Raw genomic sequence first — 22590 nt, forward strand, 5'->3', positions numbered from 1 at the left:
CCTGATGGCCGCGGTGCACGACCACGCACCGCGGCAACGCACTCACCTTGATCCGGGCGCTCGAACATGCACGGCACCTACAATCTTCCGCTCGTCCTGCTGTCGCTCGCGATCGCGACGCTGGCCTCCTATACGACACTCGACCTGGCCGCCTTCATTTCGCTGCTCGACAACCCGAAGCTCAGGCGTGCGTGGCTGGGCGGCGGCGCGGCGGCGATGGGGACGGGGATCTGGTCGATGCATTTCGTCGGCATGCTCGCGTTTTCCCTGCCGATTCCGCTCGGCTACGCGTTGCCGGATACGGGCGCGTCGCTGGCGATTGCCGTGCTCGTGTCGTACTTCGCGCTGGTTGTCGTCACGCGCGCGCGGCTGGGCTGGTGGCGGCTCCTCCTGGGCGGCGCGCTGATGGGCAGCGGGATCGCCGGCATGCACTACGCGGGGATGGCCGCGATGCGCATGCAGCCCGGCATTCGCTACGATGCCGCGCTGTTCGTGGCGTCGATCGGCGTCGCGGTGCTCGCATCGACTGCCGCGTTGTGGATTGCGCAGGCGCTGCGTGTGCAGCAGGCGCGCCACGCGACCGCCCAGCGGGTCGGCGCGGCCTTCGTCATGGGCATCGGCATTACCGGCATGCACTACACGGCGATGGCGGCCGCGCATTTCGCGCTGGACGCACGATGCGGGGCCGCGAACGGGGTCGACACGCCGTGGCTCGCGACGACCGTCGCGCTGTTTACGACAGGGACCCTGGTCGTCACGCTGCTGCTGAGCCGATTCGATGCGCGCACAACCTTCCTGCGCGGGATGACCGATACGCTCGAGCGGCTCGTGCGCTTGCGCACCGTCGAACTGGAACGCGCGTTGCACCGCTACGAACAGACGACGGCGACGCTGCAACGTACGCGCGAGAACATGGCGACCGAGATCGACGAACGCAAGGCCGCACAGGCGCGGCTCGAACAGGAGAAGGAGGAGCAGCGGCGCCTGTTGCATGCGCTCGAGGAAACCCACGTGCAGTTGCTGCAGTCGGAAAAGCTCGCGTCGATCGGTCAGCTCGCGGCCGGTGTCGCGCACGAGATCAACAATCCGATCGGGTTCGTCAGCGCGAACCTCAATACGCTGAAGACGTGGGTGCGCAGCCTGCTTGACGTGATCGCGGCGCATGAAGCCGCGCTGCCGCAGCTCGACCCGGCCGCACGCGATGCGCTGACGGCGAAGGGCCGGGCGGCGGATCTCGACTACGTACGCGGCGAGATCGCGACGCTGATCGACGAGTCGATCGACGGCGCGCTGCGCGTGCGGCGCATCGTGCAGGATTTGCGCGATTTCTCGCGCCCGGCCAGCGACGAGTGGCGCGTGGTCGATCTTCGTGCGGGACTGGAAAGCACGCTCAACGTCGTCCACAACGAACTCAAGTACAAGGCCGAGATCGTGCGCGATTACGGCGACGTGCCGCAGGTCGAGTGCCTGCCGTCGCAGTTGAACCAGGTCTTCATGAACCTGCTGGTGAACGCGGCGCACGCGATTCCCGAGCGCGGCGTGATCACGATCCGCACGTCGAGCGACGGTGAACAGGTGTCGATCGCGATCAGCGACACCGGGACGGGCATGACGCCCGACGTCGTCCGGCGGATCTTCGATCCGTTCTTCACGACGAAGCCGGTCGGGCAGGGCACGGGGCTGGGCTTGTCGGTATCGCACGGTATCGTCAAGCGCCATCGCGGCACCATCGACGTGACGAGCGAGCCCGGGCGCGGCACGACGTTCTGCGTTCGGCTGCCGATCCGGCGGGCCGGCGACGACGCGAGCACGACTGCGGCTGTGGCCGTGGAGGAGGCTAGCGCCGATCCAGCAGCGTATCGCTCAGTACAGTGAACGCCGCGCCCGGCAGCTCGTGCAGATGCTCGACCACGCTGCTGACCGGATAGAACGCTTCGACCGAATCGTCGAGAATCCCGACGCCGATCAGTTCGACGCGCCGCTCGCGCAGTGCGTCGACGCGGGCGCGCAGGTCGGTGCGCAGGATCGCCGGGTTGCCGTCGCCGGTTGCGGGATAGCCATCCGACAGCACCATCAGGATCCGTCGCCGCGCCCGCTTCGCCAGCAGCCGCTCGGCGGCCCAGCTCAATGCCTCGCCGTCGGGATTCTCGTGGCCGCATTCGATGCAGGCGAGGCCGCTCGGGTGGTCGGAATCGAACCGCTTGTAGACCCGCAGGTCGAGCCGTTCGACGAACCGGTTATAGCCGAACGTGTCGCGGCCGGCGTCGATCCAGCGCTGGTAATGCGCGCGCATCGCGGCATCCTCGACGGAGCTGTAGCCGAGGACTTCGCACGCGAAGCCGAGCTGCGTCAGCGCATCGCACAGCGCCGCCGCGCACAGTCGGGCGAGCTCGATCTTCCTGCCGGCCATCGACCCGCTGCAATCGATCAGCAGGCTGACGGCCGCGTCCCGCCCCGGCGCGCCGCGCCGGACGCGGAACGGCGTGCGGTAGCCGGGCGACGTGACGAGGCGGGCGAGCGCCATCCGGTCGAGCTCGCCGCGTTCCTGTTCGCGCTTCCAGCGCGTCTGCTCGTCCACTTTCAACGCACGTTCGAGCCGTAGCTTGAGCGGCTCGGTCTGCGCGCGGGCCGCGCTTCGCAGGCGGTGCCAGCGCGCCGGCTCACCCTTGCCGGTGAAGTCCGTCACCGTATCGAATGCGGTGGTCAGCGGGATCGACAGCAGCGGCCGATGGTCTTCAGACAGGCGGATCGTGCCGGGTGTCGCATCGCCCGGCGTCGGTGCTTCCGCCGACGATTCCGTGTCGGCGAGCGCACCGGCGCTCGATTCGGCCGAAACCGGCGCATGTGCGTCGTCCGGCGCGCCCTGTCCGTCCGATTCGAATTCGGCGGCGATGCTGTCGCTGTCGATCGTGCTGCCCGGATCGGCCGTGAACATCATGTTGTTCGCGCCGGCCGACGCCAGCGCGCGGACGCGCTCGACGATCCTGTGTGCGGCGCGGATGCTGTCGGCCGTCGATGTCGCCGCACGTGCTTCGTCGACGAGATCGTCCGATGCAGCCATCGTCGCGTCGAGCGACGGCACGCGCTCGATGGAGGGCGGCGGTTCGTCCCACAGCGCACGCTCGATGCGCCACACGAGCCTGTCGCGCCACGCCATCTGTGGCCATCTCCGAAGTGCGTCGGTGGCCGCGGCCGCCCGCATCCGCCGCAGGAACGCCATCGCGCCGGGATAGTGCGCAACGAGGCGACCGGCCGCGCGCCGGTCGTCGATCGCCTGCGCGATGGCGCGCACAGCGGGCGACGACAGCGCGGCAATGTCATCGATTGCGCCGAAGCGCGCACGTGCCGCGTAGAGGTCGACGAGGCCGACGATCGCATCATCGTCGACGTCGCCCGCGAGCAGCGTGTCGGGCAGCACCAGCAGGTCGCGCTGCGCGAGCGGCACGTGGCGCGCGAACCGTACCTCGATGCCGTGCCGTTGCGCGAGCGTGCGGGCCAGCCGGGTCAGGTGGAGCGAGCGCGCATTGTCGTCCGGGCCCATCGCGTCAGGCCTCGACGTCGATGTAATGGCGAATGATGCTGCGGATCAGGTCGGCGTCTTCCGTGCTGACCTTCGCATAGATCGTCGGGCCGGCGGCCGCTTCGGGATCGCCGGTGCGCAGCATCAGCTCGGCCCAGTCGATCAGGCGCCGCGTCGAGAACGCGCCGGCCAGATCCTCGCGGACGAACGCGGCGCGGCAGTCCGCCGCGATCGCCGCGAGCGTGTCGGCCATCGCCTCGGTCATGGCCGCGCCGAACGTGCGCTGCAGCACGCGCGCCTCGTCGGGCGGCGGCAGATAGTCGAGGCGGTACACGCGCCAGCGGTCGAGAAACGCTTCGTTCATCACGTTGGCGCCCTGGTACAGATGGCGGAACTGCCCCATCGCGCCCACCGCATTGGCGGTCGCGAACAGCCGGAACGACGGATGCGGGACGACGATCTCGTTGCCTTTCTCCTTCAGCAACAGGCGCCCGGCCGGTTCGAGCACGGCGGTGAGCACCGCGAGGATGGCCGGCTCCGCGAAGTCGATCTCGTCGACGATGAGCCACAGCCCTTCGCGCATCGCGGTCGGCAGCACGCCGTCGACCCAGATCGTCTCGCCGCCCTTGACGGTCCAGAATCCGACGAAGTCGCCGACCGTCGTCTGCCCGTTCATGTTCGAGCGCAGCACGCCGTGGCCGGCCAGCGCGGCGGCCTGTTCGATGAGGCTCGTCTTGCCGGTGCCGGTGTGGCCGATCAGCAGGATGCGCCGGTTCTCGACGATGTCTTCCAGCACGTTCGTCGCACGCGCGGTGAACAGGTAGGCCGGGTTTCGCGGCGGCACGAGCGGCCCGCCCGGGCCGCGCGGCATCGGCACGCCGCCCACGTGCGCGACGTGCGCTGCATCGCCGGCTGCCGCCGGTCGCGACGCGTGCGCGCTGCGCAGGTCCTGCATGAACCGGTCGCGATGCGCGGGGGCTGGATGGTCGCCCGTGTCGCGGCGGACGAAGCCTTCCTGGATCCACTTGTGCAGCTTCGCATCGAGGTTGTCCGCATCGACGACCGTATCGACCGACGTGCTGCCGTCGGGACGGTGGTGCTGGATGCGGTACATGTGCGCGCGTTCGGAGCGGCTGACGATCCATTGCCCGGCGGACGGGTCCGCCATTTGCCGATAGACGCCGAGTACCGACGGGGCGGAGGGGTTGGGGTCAGCGGGTGCGTTCATGGTGGCGAGCGAGAGTGGGCGGCCGGCGCTTCATGCCTTCGATGTATCGCGTCGATTGTATATTTTTGCGGTGAGGGGCGACATTCGCGCGGGAATCGTTTCGCTTCGAGATGGCGCGGAGCAGGCGGCGCGTCGGCCTGCCGGGGCAGGTGGTCGCCATGTGTCATGCGCTGCAGCATGATCTTCGGACACCCTCGCCACGGCACTGAGCCGCCATCGCCGCGCCGATTTGCTGGTAACGTTGCGGCTCGCGGCTCGCGGCTCGCGGCTCGCGGGTGGCGGCCGGCAATGGCCATGCACGTCAAGGTCGATCGGCACCCTGTCTGGCGCTGACCTCCGGCGCTTTTTACGACGACAACCCGTCATGTCTAATCGCGGGCCATTACGCCTTGCCGAATCGCGGGCCGTCACACCTTGCTCAACAGGGTGGAATTTCAGTACCGTAGCAGGCTTGATCGCCGGCCTTCCATCGCGCGTCCTTGGGCGGGCCGGCTATATATCCAATCGTGCGCCGGTCCTTGAATCCGGCGAAGGAGTGTTGAACGTGACGGTGACAGGAACGGACGAGCGGGTGATCCGACGGGCCAGCGCGCTGGATGCCCCGGCCGTGCTGAAAATCTTCGATGAAGTGATCGCGTGGTTCGTCGAAATCGGCAACGACGGGCAATGGGGCCGTGAGCCCTGGTCGACGCAGCCCAAGCGGATTGCGCTCGTGACCGAAGCCTGCGCGCTGCCCGATGCATGGGTGGCGGAATCGCCCGAAGGCCGCATTCTGGGCGCATTGATCCTGGGCGAGTCCATGCCCTACGTGCCGCCCGCAGTCGAGCCGGAAATCTACGTGCGCGTGCTGGTTGCGTCGCGCGACGCGCGGGCGCGTGGTGTCGGCCGGCGTCTGATGGCCTTTGCGGATGAGCGTGCCCGGGCTGCCGGGGTGGGACGCTTGCGGGTGGACTGCTATGGCGGCGGGACTGGCGCGCTGGTGCATTTCTACGAGTCCTGCGGGTATGAGCGAATTTCGACCTTCGACGTGGACGGTTGGCCGGGGCAGTTGCTCGGGCGCAGTGTGTGACGGTGCCGGGCCGCAACCTTGCATGCGAAGCACGAGTTGACGGGCAACTCGCCGTTCGTGAACGGGCCGCGGCACAGTTGGGCGGCGTGGCTTGGCCGAGCACCGCACGCGGTTTTCGCCCATTTCCGTGAGGCATTCGGCGGATCGGCGGGCCGATTCCGCTGTGCCGCCCCGGGTCTCCGGTGTGATGAAGGCTCGTACGTGCGCTTCAACCGAGCAGGCCGGCCCAGTAGAACTCGGCCGCCAGTTCGACTGCACGCGCCTGCGTCGTGTGCGCGAGCCGGAACGCGTCACCCTGGATCGTTTCGTCGGGAAACTCGGTGACGAGCGTGAACGGCACGGTCGACCGGTGATCCTCGACCACATCGCACGGAATGCCATTGATACGCGGAAACGGCAGATCGCCCGCGTGCGCGTGCCACGTGTGGATTTGCCGCTCGTTGAACGCCACGAGTTCATCCGATTGCGCCAACGCGCGGGTCAATGCGTCGAGGAACGGCCGCCCGTCGTGGCCCGCATGATGACGCAGGATCAGGAAGAAGCCCTTCGGAATCGACCAGAGTTCGCTGCCGCGCGGGATGTAGCCGCTGCGCGGCCGCGTCCAGTCGTGCGCGGGGTAGCCGTGCAGGCTCAGGTGCAGCCGCGCGCCGGTGCGCTCGATCGCGTCGAGCCGGGCGGCTTTTTCGCCGAACGGCGGTTGCGTGCGGGCTTCGAGGTCGTCGCCGAGCGCGGTAAAGCGCGCGGCATGGGACAGGTGCGTCGGGTGCGTGGCGCGCAGGTGATGATGCAGCGCGGCGCCGTCCGGATTTTCGAGCGGCACGAGCGCATAGTGCGCGTCCGGGCGCCGGTTCAGCGCATGGGCGGCCCGCAGCGCGCCAACGACGCCCGATGTCTCGTTGGCATGCTGGCCGGCGGTGATGACGAGCCCGGGTAAGGCACCGCGCACATGAATGCCGTTCACGCCGCGGCCCTGATGCGACGTGGCGGCGAACCGGTCTCCCGGCAGCGCGCCGAGCGCGCGCGCGACGTCGGGCGGCGACAGCGGCTGGTCAACCGCCGCGAGCACGTCCGGCGACGCAAGTGCTTCACCCGGGGTGGCCGAGGCGTCGGCCGTTGCCGCACGCACATGCGTTTCAAGTGTGATCCGAAGCGTCGTATCGCCCTGCGTACGCGTGATCTCGGGCACGATCTGCCCGGATTGCAGCGTCCGGTCGGACGCGTCGCGGCCCGCGAACGCATGGAAGAATTCGGCGGCGCCGTAGTACGCATCCTCGTGCCACGCGTCGAGCGTACTGACGAGTTCCTCGCCGTACGGCAGCGTATGTTCGATGCCCGACGTGGCGATCGCGATCCTCAGGATGTCGAAGAACGGTGCATGATCGGGCCACGGATGCGCGCGCAGCGCGTCCAGCGTTGCGGCGGCGGCCGCCTCGAATTCGGTGACGAGCGGCGCGTCCTCGATCAGGGTGCTGCCGTTCCACACGCGCAGCCAGCCGCACGGCGATGCGGTCGCGTCATTCGGCGTGAAGACGCGGTGCGTCGCCCCGCCGGCCTCGACGACATGGTGCGCGGGATCGTCGCCGGGCTCGAACGCGAATTCAAGCGGCGCGAGCCAGCCGGCGAGCGGATACGCTTCGAGCCGGAACCGCTGATGTGCACCTGCCGGCGTGCGGATCACGATCCGGCCGGCGCGCGGCGGCTCGAATTCCTCGAGGAAGAAATGCACCAGCGGCTTGTACGCGCTGCGCAACACCGCGTCGATACCGCGGGCGGCCAGCGTGCGCTCGGCATCGCGGCGCGCCGCTTCGTCCTCGAAGAGCCAGGCCTCGATACGGGTTGCGGTGCCGGGTGTGAACCGGTCGGTCAACGTGCGCAGCGTGCGCGGATAAACGGCGGAGAGCAGGGTCGTCATGGTGAGTGCAGGCGGGTAGGGAACGGGAAATCGGGGCGGCGCATGCCGGCTAGCGTGCACGCCGGCGCAGGCGCTGCGCTTCGAGGCGTGGCAGCAGATGCTGGACGACGCGCGGCAGCGTGTAGATCGGTAACTGCGCGCACGTGAACACGAGCGCCATGGTCGGCGTCGCGGCAAGCCCGAGCGCGGCCCACATCAGGCCGACGTTGCGATTGGCGACGATCAGCGCGACATTGAGCCGCGTGCGGACGTCGCCGGGCGTGAGCCCGTACGCGATGATCTGGAAGCCCGCATTGACGGCGAACGCGAGTGCGATCGCGGTCAACGCGCGGTGCGGCGCGTCGATGATCGATTGCTGCATGCCGGCCATCGTGCCGAGCGCGAACACCAGCAGCGCGGCGACGACGGTCGCATCGATCGACGTCGCATGGCGGTCGAGCCGGGAACCCGCGAACCGCCGCACGAGCAGCGCAACCCCTTCGGCGCTGCCGATCAGCAGTGCGAGCCGCAGCGCGAGATTCAACGGCGAGATCGACACGGCCGCATCGTGGCTGAACCAGGCCGTCAGCAGCGGCGCGGTGAGCGGGACGAACACCATCGACGCGAGGGTTGCGACGAGCGCGACGCTGGCGTCGAGCGACAGCATCCGCGCGATCGTCGACGTGCCGCTCGACGGCGGCGCGCAGTACGCGATCACCAGCGCGACGACCCAGTCATATGGCATGCCGGCGAGCCGCGCGGCGAGGCCGAGCGCGACCGGGCACGCGATCATGGTCACGGCGGGCAGCAACAGCGACACGGCCGGCCGTCGCGCGACCGCACGCACCGCGCTGGGCTCGACGCGCAGCAGCGTACCGAGCACGAACAGGAACACGGTGACGGGCATCAGCGGCCGCGCGAGGTCGGCGAGCGGCGGTACCAGCAGCCCGAGGCCGACGCCGCACGCGAGCACGGTCGGGCCGCGCTTCACCAGCGCGGCAATCAGCGCGCGCACGGGAGCGCCTCGGGCCGGCGATGAACAGGGGTAGGGGTGAAGCCGGAGCAGACAGCGAATGGCATGCGGTTTCCTCGAAAGGGGCCGGCACTGGATATCCGCTAGGCTAATCCGGATGATTGGCGAAGTAAAATGATATAAACTGAATCGGTAACAAGAGAAAGTGATATGAACATTCCTCTGCTCGAAACTTTCCGGGCTGTCGTTCAGGAAGGCAGCGCGCTGCGCGCGGCCGACCGGCTCGGCTGCACACAGTCGAACGTGACGGCGCGCCTGCGCCAGCTCGAAGAGTCGCTTGGCGCGCCGCTGTTCGACCGGCACGGCAAGCGGCTGGTGCTGAACGACGCCGGGCGCCGGCTGATTCCGTATTGCGACCGCATCCTGCGCCTCGTCGACGAAGCGACGCAGGTGGTGCGCGAAACGCCGGTCGCGCGCAGCTTCCGGCTCGGGTCGATGGAAAGCACGGCGGCCACGCGGCTGCCGGCGCTCGCCGCCGCGTTGAAGGAGCGCGATCCGGCGCTCGGTCTCGCGGTGCAGATCGGCAGCGAGCCGGATCTGGCCGACGCGTTGCTGCGCGGCCGGATCGACGCCGCACTCACGGCGCGCGCGGTCGTGCGGCCCGGGTTGCGCTACGAGCCGGCGTTCGCCGAGGAGATGGTGCTGGTGAGCGCGGCCGCCGTCACGCGGCGGCAGGTACTGGCCGACAACCCGGTGCGGCTGCTCGCGTTTCACGACGGCTGCCCGTATCGCGCGGTCGCCGAGCACTGGCTGAAGGCGCGCGGCGTCGCGATCGAGTCGGTGGTGTCGTTCGGCACGTTCGGCGCGATCCTCGGCTGCGTGGCAGCCGGCATGGGCATTGCGATCCTGCCGAAGCGGATCACGACCGAGCACGTGGCGCGCAAGGAGCTGCGCGCGCATGCCTTCGACGATCTCGACAGCGTGACGACCTATCTCGTCACGCCCGAAGACGCACCCGCGTTGCCCGAGCTCGACACATTGCGTGCGGTGCTCGGCCGGCAGGCGGGTGCGCTGCTCGCGCGCTAGCGCGCCGCGAGCGCGGCGCCGATCCGCTGCCGTTCGCCATCAATGCGCCGACCGCGAACGGCCGCTACCCGGGTTGCACGGCCGCGGGAATCCGGGCGCCGAAGCGATCGACCGATCGCAAGCCACCCGCCGGGGTTGCCGCGTACCTGAATTGCCCGCGTTCCGATCGCCGCAACGCTCAGGTGATCGGCCACTGCAGGATCACGATCCCGTCGTTGTAGTCGGTATCTGCGCCGTCCTCGGCGCCGAGCCAGCCGAGCCACACTGTGTCGCCCGCGGACAGCGGCGCGAGGCGCGCATCGGTCGCGGATTTCCTGCCGTTGGCGGACGCGTCGATCCGGATCTTGCCGCCTTTCGAGTTCAGCGTGAACAGCCTGACGCCGTCCTCGCTGTTGCCGATGAACGATGCGGCCGGTTCCGGCGCATCGTCGATGAAGAGTTTGAGGTCCTGCCGGTCGGCGGCATTCGCGTAGAAGATCGCCTTGAACGCGGTGTTCGGCGGCAGCGTGAAGTTGCCGTTACGATCCGACGACGGCTTGAAACCGGGCTGTTTCGTATCCGGCTGGCCGGCACCGATCTCGATCGACGTTTCCCAGCGGAAATAACCCGATACGGTACCGTCGCGGTCGAGCACGGCGAAGTCGGCCGTACACGTGGTGGCGCCCGCGGCCAGCACATCGCTGCGCCAGTAGTGGTCCTTCATCGGCCGGCACGGCGGATGCAGCAGGTCGTCGGCATCCGGCACCGGCGCGGCCGCATCGCGCACTTCGGGTTCGATCGGCGCGACGATGCCCGCATCCTTCAACGCGAACCGGACGAACAGCACGCTCACCTCGGCGCGCAGCGCCAGCGCGGTTTCGCGCAGGTGCAGCTGGTCGCCCGGCGACAGGCCGGTAAAGAGCCGGCTGTCGTTGTGGCCGAGCTGCGCGGCGTCGCCGGGGCTCACCACATAGAGGTGCCGGCCGTCGATCACGGTCGGCGCGTCGGGATCCCGGCTTGCCTCGGGGTAGGACGACAGCAGCGTGACGGCATCGACGATCACGAGCACATCGCAACGAAGACCAGGCATGAACGCTTCCTCCGCAACAAGTGGATGATGCGGGCAGCCGCCGCGCGGCCGCCCGCCTGCCGCGATCAGTTATGGATCGAGATGAACGGATCCCAGGAGAAGCAGCCCTGGCTCTGGCAGTTGCGATCGATGATCTGGAACTGGAAGTGGTAGGTCACGCGGCCGACCTTCAGGCATTCCGACGACCAGTAGTAGTTCGCGACCTTCTGGCAGGTCGGCACTTCCGGCTTGCTGGTGTTCGGCACCGGGATCGAGGCTTCCGCGACCCGCGGCGTCGGCGTCGAGATCAGTTCGTTGCCGACGTTGCCGATGAACTTGTAGAACACCACCTGGTTCTCGAAGCCCAGCGACAGGCTCGTTTCACGCCAGCGGATCAGGTCGCCGACCTGCGCCTTCAGGTCGAGTTCGCCGCCGGCTTGCCCCGACACCACGTTGTCCTGGTTGGTGACCATGTACACGTGCTTCCAGTCGATCAACGTCGGGCTATTCGGATTCTTGCTGGGATTTGGATATTTTTTGAGAATGGTTTCGGTATCGAAAGAGACGAGCACATCGGTCACGCGTGACATAGAAGCTCCCGTTTGAAGGAATGGGATTTATTGTTGCGCGAATTTCTTTGCGCAGCGGCCATCGCCTTGTCCTGCAAGGCTTCGTGCCGTTAGAAGCACGTGCCGGCGAGATGGCGAAAGCAGATTATCCCGTTCGGTTAATTCTGAAAGCTGTAAGAGTAAACAGGGTATTTAATGTTGTTTCAGAGCGGTAATTTTAAAATCGGAATCAATCGATTCGATGCGCTACATAAATATCGCGGCATTGAATCTGTTAATTGAATGGCCGATTATTTTCGGGAGCGGGAGCGGGAGCGGCGGGAGGGCGCGGGATCGCTTACCGATAGGTCCAGAGCCGGTGCAGCACGAACGTCGTCGGCGGAACCAGCAGCGCGATCGCGACGATGCTCATCCCGCGGGACACGTCGAGCGCTTCGGCCGCACGCGCGAGCAGCATGGTTTCGACGAAGCCGGCCAGCGTGACCGCGAGAAAGCGCACCATGTTGCGCGTGCGCACCGTCGACGAGAAGCTCCACAGCGTGTTCGCGAGATACGAGAACGCGGTGGCGCAGAGGAAGGCGAGCGCGTTCGCCGTCACCAGCGTTGCATCGAGCCGCGCGAACAGCGCGGTCGCCACCAGCGTGTGGATCGCCGTCGAGCAGAGGCCGGACACGCCGAAGCGCACGAGGCGCGTGCGCTCGGCATGGAGCAGGCCGATCATGGCCATCGGCGCGCGTCAGTGTTCGCCAACCCGCGCGCGGGTCGGCTGCACGCGCCGGCGTGCGATCTGGCGGCGCGCATCGCGTGCAACCGGAAGTTCGATCACCTTGCCGTGCGCCTGGTAGCGGCGGCGGATCAGGTAGACGGGCCGTTGCTTCGACTCGTCGTAGATCCGCCCGACGTATTCGCCGACGACACCGATCCCGATGAGCTCGATGCCGCCGATGAACAGCGTGACCGAGATCAGCGACGCGTAGCCGAGCACCGGATTGCCGAACAGCAGCGTACGCAAGATGATGAACGCGCCGTACAGGAACGCGAGCGCGGCGATGCCGACGCCGATGTAGGTCCAGCTGCGCAGCGGCACGGTGCTGAAGCTGGTGATGCCTTCCAGCGCGAAATTCCACAGCTTCCAGCCGGAGAACTTCGAGTGCCCGGCGCTGCGCGCATCGCGCTGGTATTCGACGATCACGGTCCGGTAGCCGACCCACGCGAACAGCCCCTTCATGAAGCGATGCCGCTCGGGCAGGTTGCGTAGCGCGTTCACGACCTTGCGGTCCATCAGCCGGAAATCGCCGACGTTTTCCGGCAGCTTCACGTCCGACAGCAGGTTGTGCACGCGATAGTAGATCGCGGCCGCCGTGCGCTTCGCGAACGAATCGCACGCGCGGTTGCTGCGCTTCGCGGCGACCACTTCCGCACCGCTGCGCCAGTGTTCGATCATCACCGGAATCAGGCTCGGCGGATCCTGCAGGTCGGCGTCGAGCGGGATCACCGCGTCGCCGAGGGCTTCGTCGAGGCCGGCCGTGAGCGCCGCTTCCTTGCCGAAGTTGCGGGTGAGGTCGATCACGCGCACGCGCCGTTCGCCGGTGCTGATCCGGATCAGCCGCTCGAGCGTGTCGTCGCGGCTGCCGTCGTTCACGCAGACGATCTCGAACCGGATCGCGTCGATGGACGTCATCAGCGGAATCACGACGTCGAAGAAGCGCTCGACGGCCTCGCCTTCGTTATAGAACGGCACGACCAGCGATACGAGCGGTGTATAGAGTGATCCCCGCATGATGATTCCCCTTGTGATGTCGTTTCACCGATGCACGCCGATGGTCGGTCGGCCGGTGCGGCGCATTCCGTACGCCGGGCGGTGGTGCGTTCTGGCCGGATGCGTGAACGCGGTGTCGGTCGAGTGGTCGCTTGCATCCGGCATCGACGGCACGTCGCGTCGTTCCCGGGCGATCCGGCTGACGAGCAGCCCGAGCGACGCCAGTGTGACGAGCGGCATGAACTGGAACGACAGGTGCGGCACGAGCGCGAGGCCCGCGAGCGGCACCAGCCACAGCAGCGCCAGCCATTCCCGGTCGAAGCGCCGCCAGCCGTGCGTCCACGCATAGCGTGCGTACCACGCAATCACGATGCCGTACCAGGTCAGGTCGTAGTCGTACAGATAGGGGCTGACGAGCAGGCACGCGCAGGCGAGCGTCGCGGCACGCAGTGCGTACGCGCAGGTACCGCGCCACGCATAGATGACGGCGATCGCCGCGATCGCCGCCGACAGCAGCTGAAGACCGCTGGCGACGTAGGCGGGCAGGCCGGCCATCGCGGCCAGCGCGAACAGGGTCGGCATCCGCGCGAGCTTCGCATGGCCGGCGCTGACGACCTGGTAGACATCGTGCATCCCGTGTGCGAACGCGATCCACGAATCGGTGCCGAACGCGAGCGTGGTGAGCGCGACACAGGCGGCAATCGTCGCGGCCCACGCGGCCAGCGCACGCCACTGGCCGGCACACAGCAGCGCGAGCGGGAACAGGATGGCCACCTGCGGCTTCATCATCAGTATGCCGAAGCAGATCCCGGCCCAGACGGGGCGGCGATTCAGGAGCAGCAGGCCGAGGCCGCCGATCGTCGCGGTGAACAGGCTGGTTTGCCCGACGACGAGCGTAACGAATGCGGCGGGGAAGGCCAGCGCGCATAGCCACGCGCTGCCGCGCTGCACGGTCGCGTGAATGACGACGGCGAACAGCGCATACGTGACGCCGAGCCAGAGCACGACGGCCAGCGTGTACGGCAGCCAGCCGAGCGGCAGGACCAGCAACAGCATGCTGGGCGGATAGAGCCACAGGAGCACGCCGTCCTCGAGATTCATGCCCGGGACGGCGAGTTGCTGGATCGCGAACAACGCGTTGAAATGCCAGACGTCGGCGGCGCGTCCGTGCGCGGCGAGCCATGCCGCGCTCCAGATCGCGGAGAAATCCTGCGACAGCGGGACCAGCGAGGCGGCGGGCTGCAAGTACATCCGGGCAATGTAGATGCCGATGAACAGCAGCTCGGCCAGCAACACGCCGCCGGCATAGAGGCGCACGCGATCGCGATTGAGCCAGTGAGGATAACGGCGTGGGCCGGCGATCGGGAGTTCGGGGTGCGCATCCATCGCAGGATGGCCGTGGCGAACGGAAAGAGGCGTTTTCATCGCGCGTTCCGGGGCGAGCGCTGTGCGGTGCGGCGAACGACGACGAACAGCACGGCAAGCAGCACGATCGGGCCGATCTGCGGCAGCTTCATCAACCGGTTCAGCATTTCGAAGATCGGCAGCAGCCAGGCGAGCACGATCACGCCCTGGTCGCCGGGCAGCCAGCCTTCATCGAAGCCATGGGCAATCAGGCAGAAGATCGCGATACCGAGCCAGGTCAGTTCGTAGTGCCACAGATAGGGCGTAGTCAGCAAGGTGGCGACGGCGAGCACGGCGCCGCGCAAGCGCATGTCGGGCGTGCGGCGCCAGACGTCGACGGTCGCCGCGATCGCGAGCAGCGCGACCGCGGCCTGCGCGGCCAACGCGACCGGCACCGAGATGCCCGCGAGCCGCAGCGCGGCGAACGGGGTCGGCGATGCGAGCCAGTAGGACGGCAGCATGAAGTGCTGCTCGCGCACCGTCGACACGGCGTCCGCCAGCCCATGCAGCGCGCCGACACCGGTCAGCGCGATCCCGGCCGCCGCGAACAGCGTCGCGCTGATCGCCGCCGCCGCGAACGTGCGCCACGCGCGCGCCGCGATCAGCGCGAACGGGAACACCACGGCCAGTTGCGGCTTGATCGCGAGCAACCCGATCAGCACGCCGGCCGCGATCGGGCGCTTGCCGAGCAGATGCAGCGCGAGTGCGGCGAGGCCGGCGGTCAGGATGCTGTTCTGGCCGAACAGGGCGGACATGCACACGGCCGAATACGCGATCACGACGAGCGCCGCGGCGCGCGGCACGGGAAGATGCGCGCGCAATCCCGACAACCGCGAGATGGCGAACGCGTAGCATAAAAGACTGCCCGCGGAAAAGAGGATGTATGCGGGCAGGAAAGGCACAAGGGCAACCGGCGCGATGAACAGCAACATCGTCGGCGGATAGAGCCAGGGAAGCGGCCGATGCTGCAGATACGCACCGAAGTGCGCGGTTTCGGCCAGCAGGAATGACGAAGCGTCGTAGGCCGATGCGGCATGGCCTTGCAACACGAGATGCGATGCGGTCCAGAAGACCGAGAAGTCGATACCCGGACGGGCGGTGTCGCTCGAGGTAAAGCCATCGGTCACGACACCCCACACGACCACCAACGCGACGAAGAGCATCAGCATGATGCAGCTGTACGGAATGATCCGGTCGGCTGTCAGCCATTGAGCACAGCGTATTGCGCGAACGCGCGCCCCACGATTGGCTGTGTACATGATTCCCCGTCTGTGTGTAGAGGCTGCCTGGTCTGTCGCAGCCGTTTCATGTTGTGTCGTGCCTGCGGATCGATTCGCACTGAAATGGCGTTGTCCGGTGAATTCATTGTTGAAGAAAAAATCGTGTGATGCAAATCGCCCACTGAAAGCCGGGATTTGGATTGGCGGGTGGCACACGTGAAAACTGCATTTTCAGGTATGAGAAATCGACGTTGCCGGATTTTGTGTTTCTGCTTTGAAACATCCGGCCATTTTGACCGGCTCCGCATCCCGCCGATCGCATGAGACGCAGGTCGCCACGCGTGTTCGGGAAAGTCCCGAGTAAAAATTTTTGATCCTTTGCGCAGCGCGGCGGCAGGCATTCCGGCTTACAGCGCTTGCGGGAAAACATATATCAATTTTGAAACATTTCCGGCGCCGGGCCCCGGGCCGGGCAACGCGGGCATCGCGGGAACCCTTGATGCGCCTCGATTTCGCTCCGGGTGGCCTGCTCTTTGCGTAAGCGTTGGCACGGCAGTCGACGAGGTGACGACCGGGCGGTTCCGGCAAAAGACAGACGGAACCAGCTTCGGAATCACCTGCGGAAAGGAAGGCCGGAGCGCGTCGGGGAAAACGCAGCTCCAGGTCGATTAACCGCACGAACTTTCGTCGAATGACCCTTGAGACCCGGCATCGTCCGGGCAATAAGAAATCGGCATGGCAGCAAATGGGGAATAAAAATGAAAGACCACAGCACATCACGGTTCGCAAACCGCGTTAAACAAACATTGCAGCTTATCCGGGAGTTTGTCTCCCGTTCAACTGGATTCCACGCGTCGAACGGCAGTCGTGCCGTTCCGGTCGATCGGATTGCCCGGTTCATCCGGCCGGTCGCACCGTACACGCCTCTCTCGCACTCTGCCTCACTGATACCCGTTCGCGTGGACAGGGGTGTACATCCCCGTTCCCGCGGCTGAGCGTCGCGTTCCGATTTTTCGCGTAGTGCCGGTGGTGCCCGTCCCGACGTCGTGACAGACGAAGGGTATTTAATAGTAGTCCGAAAGGAGATTACTTATGTCAAGAGTCATTGAAAAGATCGCCTGGTTCGTTTTGGATCAGGACGGCGTGACGGCCATCGAGTACGGCCTGATCGCCGCGCTGATCGCGCTCGGCATCGTCGCCGCGCTGACGGCGATCGGTACGGACCTGTCGACCGTGTTCAGCACGATCGCCTCGAGTCTGGACTCAGCGGTAACAGCACTCTGATGGACGGTACGACGAACGGAACAGTCGAATCCCAAGTCGCCACCACACGGCATCAACACCCTACCTCGACGTATCGATGCACGGTCAACCGACCAGCCGGCACGCGAGGTCTTTGAAAGTCAAAACGTAAGGAGATCATCATGTCCAAGTTCATTCAACAAGCCGCCCGTTTCGTTCGCGACGAAGACGGCGTGACCGCCATCGAATACGGCCTGATCGCAGCACTGATCGCGGTCGGCATCATCGTGGCAGTCACGGCGGTCGGCACGCAACTGAAGACCGTGTTCACCACGATCGCGGCCGACCTGACCGCGGCCGTGTGAGGCCATTGAAAAGCAGAGCGTGCGGACGGTTCGGCCGGTGCAGCGATCGGGCCGCTCCCACGCATCTGATGACCGGGAACCGGAGACCATCATGCAAACCAGGGTGCGTGTCGCAAACCCCAGGATCGACGCAGGGCAGCGTGTGCCGTCGATCGGGTCTGCCTGCCTCGCGGCGACGTTCGTCGTCGCGATGCTGGGGAACATCGTCACGCCGAAAGGCTCGCTTGCCAATACGTACGCGGTGATCGCAACGGCCGTCACGGCCGCCGTGGCCACTGCGCTGGCAATGGTTTCCTGATCCTTCTTTTCGCTCAGCGAGGTTCGCCATGTTGCCCGTTGCGCCGCCTTACCCGATTCCGTTGTGCGTGACGCTGCTCGCGGTATCCGCGGCCGGCACGGACATCGCGGCCCGCCGCATCCCGAACCGCCTCGTCGCGATCGGCCTTGCGGGCGCGCTGGCCGCCCAGTGCCTGCTGCACGGCGTCCTGGCAGGCGTGCTCGGCTGGCTTGCCGGCGCTGCGACCGGGTTCGCGCTGCTGCTGCCGTTCTATCTGTTGCGCGGCATGGCGGCCGGCGACGTGAAGCTGATGCTCGCGATCGGCGCGTGGGTCGGCGCGGAAATGACGTGTTACATCGTGCTGGCCACGTTCCTGGCCGGCGGGATCGGTGCGCTCGCGGTCGTGCTGCTGCGCGGCCGGATGCGCCAGATGTGGGCGAATGTCCGCGCGCTGCTTGCGCGGCACTCGCGAGGAACGCGTGGGGAGGCCGCCGACGGCCCCGCGGAAATCGCGTCGGTGGGCTCGCTGCCGTATGGGGTAGCGATCGCGGCCGGCACGCTGGCCATGCTGTTCGCGTCGCACACCTAGCGCGACGCACCCGCAACGAGGATGGAACGACCATGAACACGAACCATACCGAACCGAGACGCGACGCGCAGGTGGCTCATCTGCCCGATCCGTTGCCGTCGCGGGAGGCGCATACGAAGCTGGGCGCGCAATTGCCGGCGGCACCGCGCTCGCTCGACGAAACGGGATTGAGCAAGACCTTCGTTGCCGGCCTTGTGCTGAAGTCGACGCTGATGCTCGGCCGCCCGTCGTACGGCGACCTGGTCGAGCGGCATTGCCTGCCGCTCGCGGTGCTCGACGACGTCTTTGCGTTCCTGGTGCGCGAGCACCTCGTCGAACTCACCCATCGCGGCGCGACCGATCTCGACGTGACGTTCCGCCTGACCGACGCGGGCCGCGTGCTGGCGCTCGAGGAACGGGCGCGCAGCGGTTACAGCGGGCCCGCGCCGGTGACGCTCGACGCGTATCTCGAGTGCGTGGCGGCTCATTCGGTGCGCAAGCTGCAGATCGGCCAGAACGACGTGTGGGCCGCATTCGAAGGCATCGTGATCGACACGTCGGTGCTCGACTCGGCGGCCGCGGCGCTCAACGCGGGCCGTCCGCTGCTGATCTACGGCCCGGCCGGCAGCGGCAAGACCTTCCTCGCCGAGCGGCTCGGCTCGCTGATGCGTGGTTACGTGCCGGTGCCGCACGCGATCTGCGCGGCCGGCGAAGTGATCCAGATCTACGACCCGCTCGTGCATGTCGACGCGGCATCGCAACCGGGCGGCCAGTCGGTCGATCGCCGCTGGCGCCTGTGCGAGCGGCCGGTCGTGATGTCCGGCGGCGAACTGACGCTCGACGAGCTCGACCTGCGCCGCGACGAAGTCGCGGGCTTCTACCAGGCGCCGCCGCACATGAAGGCGAACATGGGAATGTACGTCGTCGACGATCTCGGCCGCCAGCGCGTCGAGCCGCGCGACCTGCTCAATCGCTGGCTGCGCCCGCTCGATCGCGGCGTCGATTTCATGACGCTCGAATCCGGCAACCGCTTCGTGCTGCCGTTCGACGTCTGGCCGGTGTTCTCGAGCAACCTGGCGCCGGAACAGTTCTGCGACGACGCATTCCTGCGCCGCCTCGGCTCGAAGATTCACGTCGGCGCGATGTCGATCGACAACTACCGCGCGGTGTTCGACGCGGCCTGCGCATCGCAGGGCCTCGTCGCGGCAAACGATGCGTTCGACTACCTGCTGCACCACCTGCATCTGCCGACCGGCAAGGCGTTTCTCGCTTGCTTCCCGGCCGACCTGCTGCGCCTCGTCGCCGCCGGCGCGCGGTATCGCGGCGATCCGCCCGAGGTGACGCACGACGGGCTGTACGACGCCTGGGCCAGCTATTTCGGTGCGGTACCTGAACGGGACGGCGGCCATCCGCCGCCCGTCGAGCGCGGCGGGCGCACCTACATCACCGGTTGAACCGTTTCTTTCACGATTCGTCGAGGAGCATTGCCATGAAAAACAGTCGAGCGATCCTGATGCTGGTCGTCGCGATGGTCGCGGGTCTTGCCGCGGTCGTGTTCGCGTCCCACTGGCTGATGCAGACATCCACGAGCTCGGTCACGCCGGTTGCGGTGGCGGCCACCGACCTGAACCTGGGCGAACCGCTCGGGCCGAACCAGATCCGCATCGTGAGCTGGCCGTCGGGCAGCGTGCCGACCGGCGCGTTCACCGATACCAAGGCGCTCGAAGGGCGTGTGGTACGCGCCAGCCTGTCGCGCGACGAGCCGGTGATCGAGTCGAAGCTCGCGCCGGTCGGCACGAAGGGCGGGCTGTCCGCGGTGATCGCCGACGGCAGCCGCGCGATCACGGTGCGCGTGAACGACGTCGTCGGTGTCGCGGGCTTCGCGCTGCCGGGCAACTACGTCGACGTGATCGTCAACACGCAGGAGCAGCAGGGCAAGACCGACGGGCAGAGCATCTCGAAGATCGTGCTCGAGCACATCCTCGTGCTCGCCGTCGCACAGCAGGTGAGCCGCGACGATACGGCGCCGAAGGTGGTCAACGCGGTGACGCTGGAAGTCACGCCCGACCAGGCCGAACGGCTCGACCTCGCGCGCAGTGTCGGCACGCTGTCGCTCGTGCTGCGCAACCAGGTCGACCAGAAGACGCTGAACACCGACGGCGCGACCAAGGTGACGCTGCTCGGCAAGGAGCCCGCACCGGAAGCGCCGCCGGCACCCGTGCGTGTGCGCACGGTGCGCGTGCACGTCGCATCGCACGCGGCGCCGGAAGTGCGGCGCGATTGCGTCGGCGTACTGACGGGCGTGAGGGGCAGCGTCGAGTGCTTCTGAAACAGATCAAGACAGTCACATAAACGGCCGCCGGCAACGCGCGGTGGCCCTGGAAGTCGATAACCGGCGCAGCGCCGGTCTCTCGGGGGATCAGACGAAATGAAGATCAAACCGCAATGCACGGATACCGGCCCGCTGCGTACACGCGTGGCACGGGGCACGATGATGGCCGCAATCCTTTGTTCCGGATGGCTGACCGTTTATGGCGCACTGGCCCAGGAAGGCATCGAAGCCGGCGCGCTGACGAAGGGCGGCGCCAGCGCGCCGGCCGCCATCGGCAAGGGGCCGGTGCAGATGACGATCAGCATGGCGCCGGTGGCGGCCGCCGCACCGGCCGCGTCGTCCGGGCCGCTGCGCGGGCCGAACTGCGTCGGCGCGGTGCGTGAATCGACCAGCGTCAGCGTGCCGCTCGGCAAGTCGCTGCTGGTGCCGATGCCGGAGCCGGTCCGCAATCGGACGATCGGCAATCCGGCCGTCGCGCAGGCCACGATGGTGTCGCCGCAGACGCTGTACATCCTCGGGCTGTCGGTCGGCACGACCAACATGATCGTGCAGGGCAGGAGCGGTGCGTGCCGCGTGATCGACGTGGCGGTCGGCGCGGACGCCGGCGGCCTGCAGGCGTCGCTGCAGCAACTGATGCCGAACGAGCGCGATATCCGCGTGACGACCGCGGCCGGCACGATCGTGCTGTCGGGCACCGTGTCGAGCTCGCAGGCCGCGCAGCAGGCCGTGCAGATCGCGCATGCGTACGGTGACAGCGCGGGCGACCCGGCCGCGGGCGGCAAGCCGAGCGGTGGCGGCGTGCTGAACATGCTGGCCGTCACGTCGCCGCAGCAGGTGATGCTGGAGGTGAAGGTGGCCGAGGTGTCGAAGACGCTGATGAACCAGATGGGCAGCGCGCTCAACATCCAGGGCGGGTTCGGTTCGTGGAGCGGGGCGCTGGTCAGCAACCTGCTCGCGGGCGTTGCCAGCGGCATCGCGTTCAGCAAGGCGAACAACAAGCCGTTCAACCTCGCGGCCGACGCGCAGAACACCGACAACCTGGTCAAGATCCTCGCGGAGCCGAATCTCGTGACGATCAGCGGCCAGGAAGCGACGTTCCTCGCCGGCGGCAAGATCTTCATCCCGATCCCGCAGAGCAGCGGCAACGGCACGTCGTCGATCACGCTGCAGGAAGAGGAATTCGGTGTCGCGCTGAAGTTCACGCCGACGGTGCTCGCGAACGGCCGGATCAGCCTGAAGGTGGCGCCGGAAGTGTCCGAACTGTCGGCCACGGGCGTCACGCTGAGCTCGACCAACATCGGCGGCACGTCGATCCTGCCGCTGATCACGACGCGGCGCGCATCGACGACGGTGCAGATGAGCGACGGCGAATCGTTCGCGATCGGCGGGCTGATCAAGGACAACGTGACCGGCGCGCTGAAGGCAATCCCCGGTGTGGGCGAAGTGCCGGTGCTCGGCGCGCTGTTCCGCAGCACGTCGTTCCAGCAGGATCGCACGGAGCTGATCTTCCTGATCACGCCGCACCTGGTGAAGCCGCTGCAGACCGCCGACGTGCCGCTGCCGACCGACAGCTTCTCGAAGCCGAACGAAGCCGACGTGTATGCGACGGGCAACATGGAAGGCCGCGGTGGCGTCCGCAAGCCCGGCGCACAACCGGCGAACGGCGCGGCAGCTGCCCCGCAGGCACCGGCTCAAGCGCCCGCACCGGCGCCGCAATCGGAGGCCCCGGCAGGAGCCGCCGCCGCGCTGCCCGCACCGCGCGTGCCGCAGGGCGCGGATGCGCAGCCGCCGGTGCCGGCCGAGCCGCAGAAGACGCCAGCGCCGGTGGCGGCCACCGTGCCGCAACCGGGCGCGGCCAACGCGGCCCGCGTCGCGCGCATCGAAGCCGCCGCTGCGCGCCTCGCTGCGGCCGGCCCGGCTGCACCGGCCCAGCCGGCTGCGCCGGCGCGGCCGACGAACCGGATCCCGGCGGCTGCCCACGCGCAGATCGCCCGCTCGGAATCCGAGTCCACCGATCGTTGATGCCATCCAAGGGGACA

The 22590-nt window shown here is 67.4% G+C and carries 21 protein-coding genes; 10 read left to right on the forward strand and 11 right to left on the reverse strand.

What is annotated here, in order from left to right:
• The first annotated feature begins 66 nt into the window (after nucleotides 1-66).
• Complete coding sequence (locus tag ACPTTF_RS35130; RefSeq protein ID WP_423372182.1) at nucleotides 67-1875, forward strand: histidine kinase; 1809 nt, start codon at nucleotides 67-69, stop codon at nucleotides 1873-1875.
• On the opposite strand, the gene ACPTTF_RS35135 is transcribed toward ACPTTF_RS35130, so the two are convergent.
• Together ACPTTF_RS35135 and ACPTTF_RS35140 are read right to left on the reverse strand one after the other, a co-directional pair.
• The gene (locus ACPTTF_RS35135; RefSeq protein ID WP_423372183.1) at nucleotides 1838-3541 is read right to left on the reverse strand and encodes a cobaltochelatase CobT-related protein; all 1704 of its coding nucleotides are present in this window, start codon (nucleotides 3539-3541) and stop codon (nucleotides 1838-1840) included. The two genes, ACPTTF_RS35130 and ACPTTF_RS35135, sit on opposite strands and share 38 nt — an antisense overlap.
• 4 nt (nucleotides 3542-3545) lie before the next feature.
• Nucleotides 3546-4748, reverse strand: a complete 1203-nt coding sequence (locus tag ACPTTF_RS35140) for an AAA family ATPase (protein WP_423372184.1) — start codon at nucleotides 4746-4748, stop codon at nucleotides 3546-3548.
• A gap of 544 nt (nucleotides 4749-5292) precedes the next feature.
• Between ACPTTF_RS35140 and ACPTTF_RS35145 the strand changes: the two genes are divergently transcribed.
• Nucleotides 5293-5817 (forward strand): GNAT family N-acetyltransferase, encoded by a 525-nt coding sequence (locus tag ACPTTF_RS35145; RefSeq protein ID WP_423372185.1) that lies wholly within the window; start codon nucleotides 5293-5295, stop codon nucleotides 5815-5817.
• A gap of 208 nt (nucleotides 5818-6025) precedes the next feature.
• On the opposite strand, the gene ACPTTF_RS35150 is transcribed toward ACPTTF_RS35145, so the two are convergent.
• Entirely contained in the window at nucleotides 6026-7729 is a 1704-nt protein-coding gene (locus ACPTTF_RS35150; protein WP_423372186.1) for a hypothetical protein, read from the reverse strand.
• A gap of 49 nt (nucleotides 7730-7778) precedes the next feature.
• Nucleotides 7779-8723, reverse strand: coding sequence for a hypothetical protein (locus ACPTTF_RS35155; protein ID WP_423372187.1), 945 nt, complete (start codon nucleotides 8721-8723; stop codon nucleotides 7779-7781).
• A gap of 168 nt (nucleotides 8724-8891) precedes the next feature.
• On the opposite strand from ACPTTF_RS35155, the gene ACPTTF_RS35160 reads away from it, so the two are divergent.
• Nucleotides 8892-9767, forward strand: a complete 876-nt coding sequence (locus tag ACPTTF_RS35160; RefSeq protein WP_423372188.1) for a LysR family transcriptional regulator — start codon at nucleotides 8892-8894, stop codon at nucleotides 9765-9767.
• 178 nt (nucleotides 9768-9945) lie between these two features.
• Here ACPTTF_RS35160 and ACPTTF_RS35165 read toward each other — a convergent pair whose 3' ends face one another.
• From ACPTTF_RS35165 to ACPTTF_RS35195, 7 genes are all read right to left on the reverse strand, one after another.
• Nucleotides 9946-10836 carry an AidA/PixA family protein gene (locus tag ACPTTF_RS35165; protein ID WP_423372189.1) on the reverse strand — a complete coding sequence of 297 codons (891 nt, stop codon included), beginning with the start codon at nucleotides 10834-10836 and terminating at the stop codon, nucleotides 9946-9948.
• A 65-nt stretch (nucleotides 10837-10901) separates the two neighbouring features.
• Complete coding sequence (locus tag ACPTTF_RS35170) at nucleotides 10902-11405, reverse strand: inclusion body family protein (protein ID WP_027792733.1); 504 nt, start codon at nucleotides 11403-11405, stop codon at nucleotides 10902-10904.
• Between the two features lie 316 nt (nucleotides 11406-11721).
• The gene (locus ACPTTF_RS35175) at nucleotides 11722-12105 is read right to left on the reverse strand and encodes a GtrA family protein (protein WP_423372616.1); all 384 of its coding nucleotides are present in this window, start codon (nucleotides 12103-12105) and stop codon (nucleotides 11722-11724) included.
• A gap of 15 nt (nucleotides 12106-12120) precedes the next feature.
• Complete coding sequence (locus ACPTTF_RS35180) at nucleotides 12121-13164, reverse strand: glycosyltransferase family 2 protein (RefSeq protein ID WP_166958226.1); 1044 nt, start codon at nucleotides 13162-13164, stop codon at nucleotides 12121-12123.
• A gap of 24 nt (nucleotides 13165-13188) precedes the next feature.
• Entirely contained in the window at nucleotides 13189-14568 is a 1380-nt protein-coding gene (locus ACPTTF_RS35185) for a glycosyltransferase family 87 protein (RefSeq protein WP_423372190.1), read from the reverse strand.
• On the reverse strand, nucleotides 14565-15806 hold the full coding sequence (locus tag ACPTTF_RS35190; protein ID WP_423372192.1) for a glycosyltransferase family 87 protein: 1242 nt from the start codon (nucleotides 15804-15806) through the stop codon (nucleotides 14565-14567). Before ACPTTF_RS35190 ends, ACPTTF_RS35185 begins: the two co-directional genes overlap by 4 nt.
• Nucleotides 15807-15909: 103 nt before the next feature.
• On the reverse strand, nucleotides 15910-16197 hold the full coding sequence (locus tag ACPTTF_RS35195) for a hypothetical protein (protein ID WP_423372194.1): 288 nt from the start codon (nucleotides 16195-16197) through the stop codon (nucleotides 15910-15912).
• 662 nt (nucleotides 16198-16859) lie between these two features.
• Here ACPTTF_RS35195 and ACPTTF_RS35200 point away from each other — a divergent pair.
• From ACPTTF_RS35200 to ACPTTF_RS35230, 7 genes are all read left to right on the forward strand, one after another.
• Entirely contained in the window at nucleotides 16860-17051 is a 192-nt protein-coding gene (locus ACPTTF_RS35200) for a Flp family type IVb pilin (RefSeq protein ID WP_166958220.1), read from the forward strand.
• Nucleotides 17052-17191: 140 nt separating this feature from the next.
• Nucleotides 17192-17374 carry a Flp family type IVb pilin gene (locus tag ACPTTF_RS35205; protein WP_089444318.1) on the forward strand — a complete coding sequence of 61 codons (183 nt, stop codon included), beginning with the start codon at nucleotides 17192-17194 and terminating at the stop codon, nucleotides 17372-17374.
• 91 nt (nucleotides 17375-17465) lie between these two features.
• Entirely contained in the window at nucleotides 17466-17672 is a 207-nt protein-coding gene (locus ACPTTF_RS35210; protein WP_423372195.1) for a Flp family type IVb pilin, read from the forward strand.
• A 28-nt stretch (nucleotides 17673-17700) separates the two neighbouring features.
• Nucleotides 17701-18240 (forward strand): A24 family peptidase, encoded by a 540-nt coding sequence (locus ACPTTF_RS35215; protein ID WP_423372196.1) that lies wholly within the window; start codon nucleotides 17701-17703, stop codon nucleotides 18238-18240.
• A gap of 32 nt (nucleotides 18241-18272) precedes the next feature.
• Entirely contained in the window at nucleotides 18273-19673 is a 1401-nt protein-coding gene (locus ACPTTF_RS35220; protein WP_423372197.1) for an ATP-binding protein, read from the forward strand.
• Nucleotides 19674-19708: 35 nt separating this feature from the next.
• Entirely contained in the window at nucleotides 19709-20548 is an 840-nt protein-coding gene (gene cpaB, locus ACPTTF_RS35225) for a Flp pilus assembly protein CpaB (RefSeq protein WP_166958212.1), read from the forward strand.
• A gap of 99 nt (nucleotides 20549-20647) precedes the next feature.
• On the forward strand, nucleotides 20648-22573 hold the full coding sequence (locus ACPTTF_RS35230; RefSeq protein ID WP_423372198.1) for a type II and III secretion system protein family protein: 1926 nt from the start codon (nucleotides 20648-20650) through the stop codon (nucleotides 22571-22573).
• The last annotated feature ends 17 nt before the right edge of the window (nucleotides 22574-22590 follow it).

It is taken from the genome of Burkholderia crassaminum, from assembly GCF_964265005.1.
Lineage (GTDB): Bacteria > Pseudomonadota > Gammaproteobacteria > Burkholderiales > Burkholderiaceae > Burkholderia.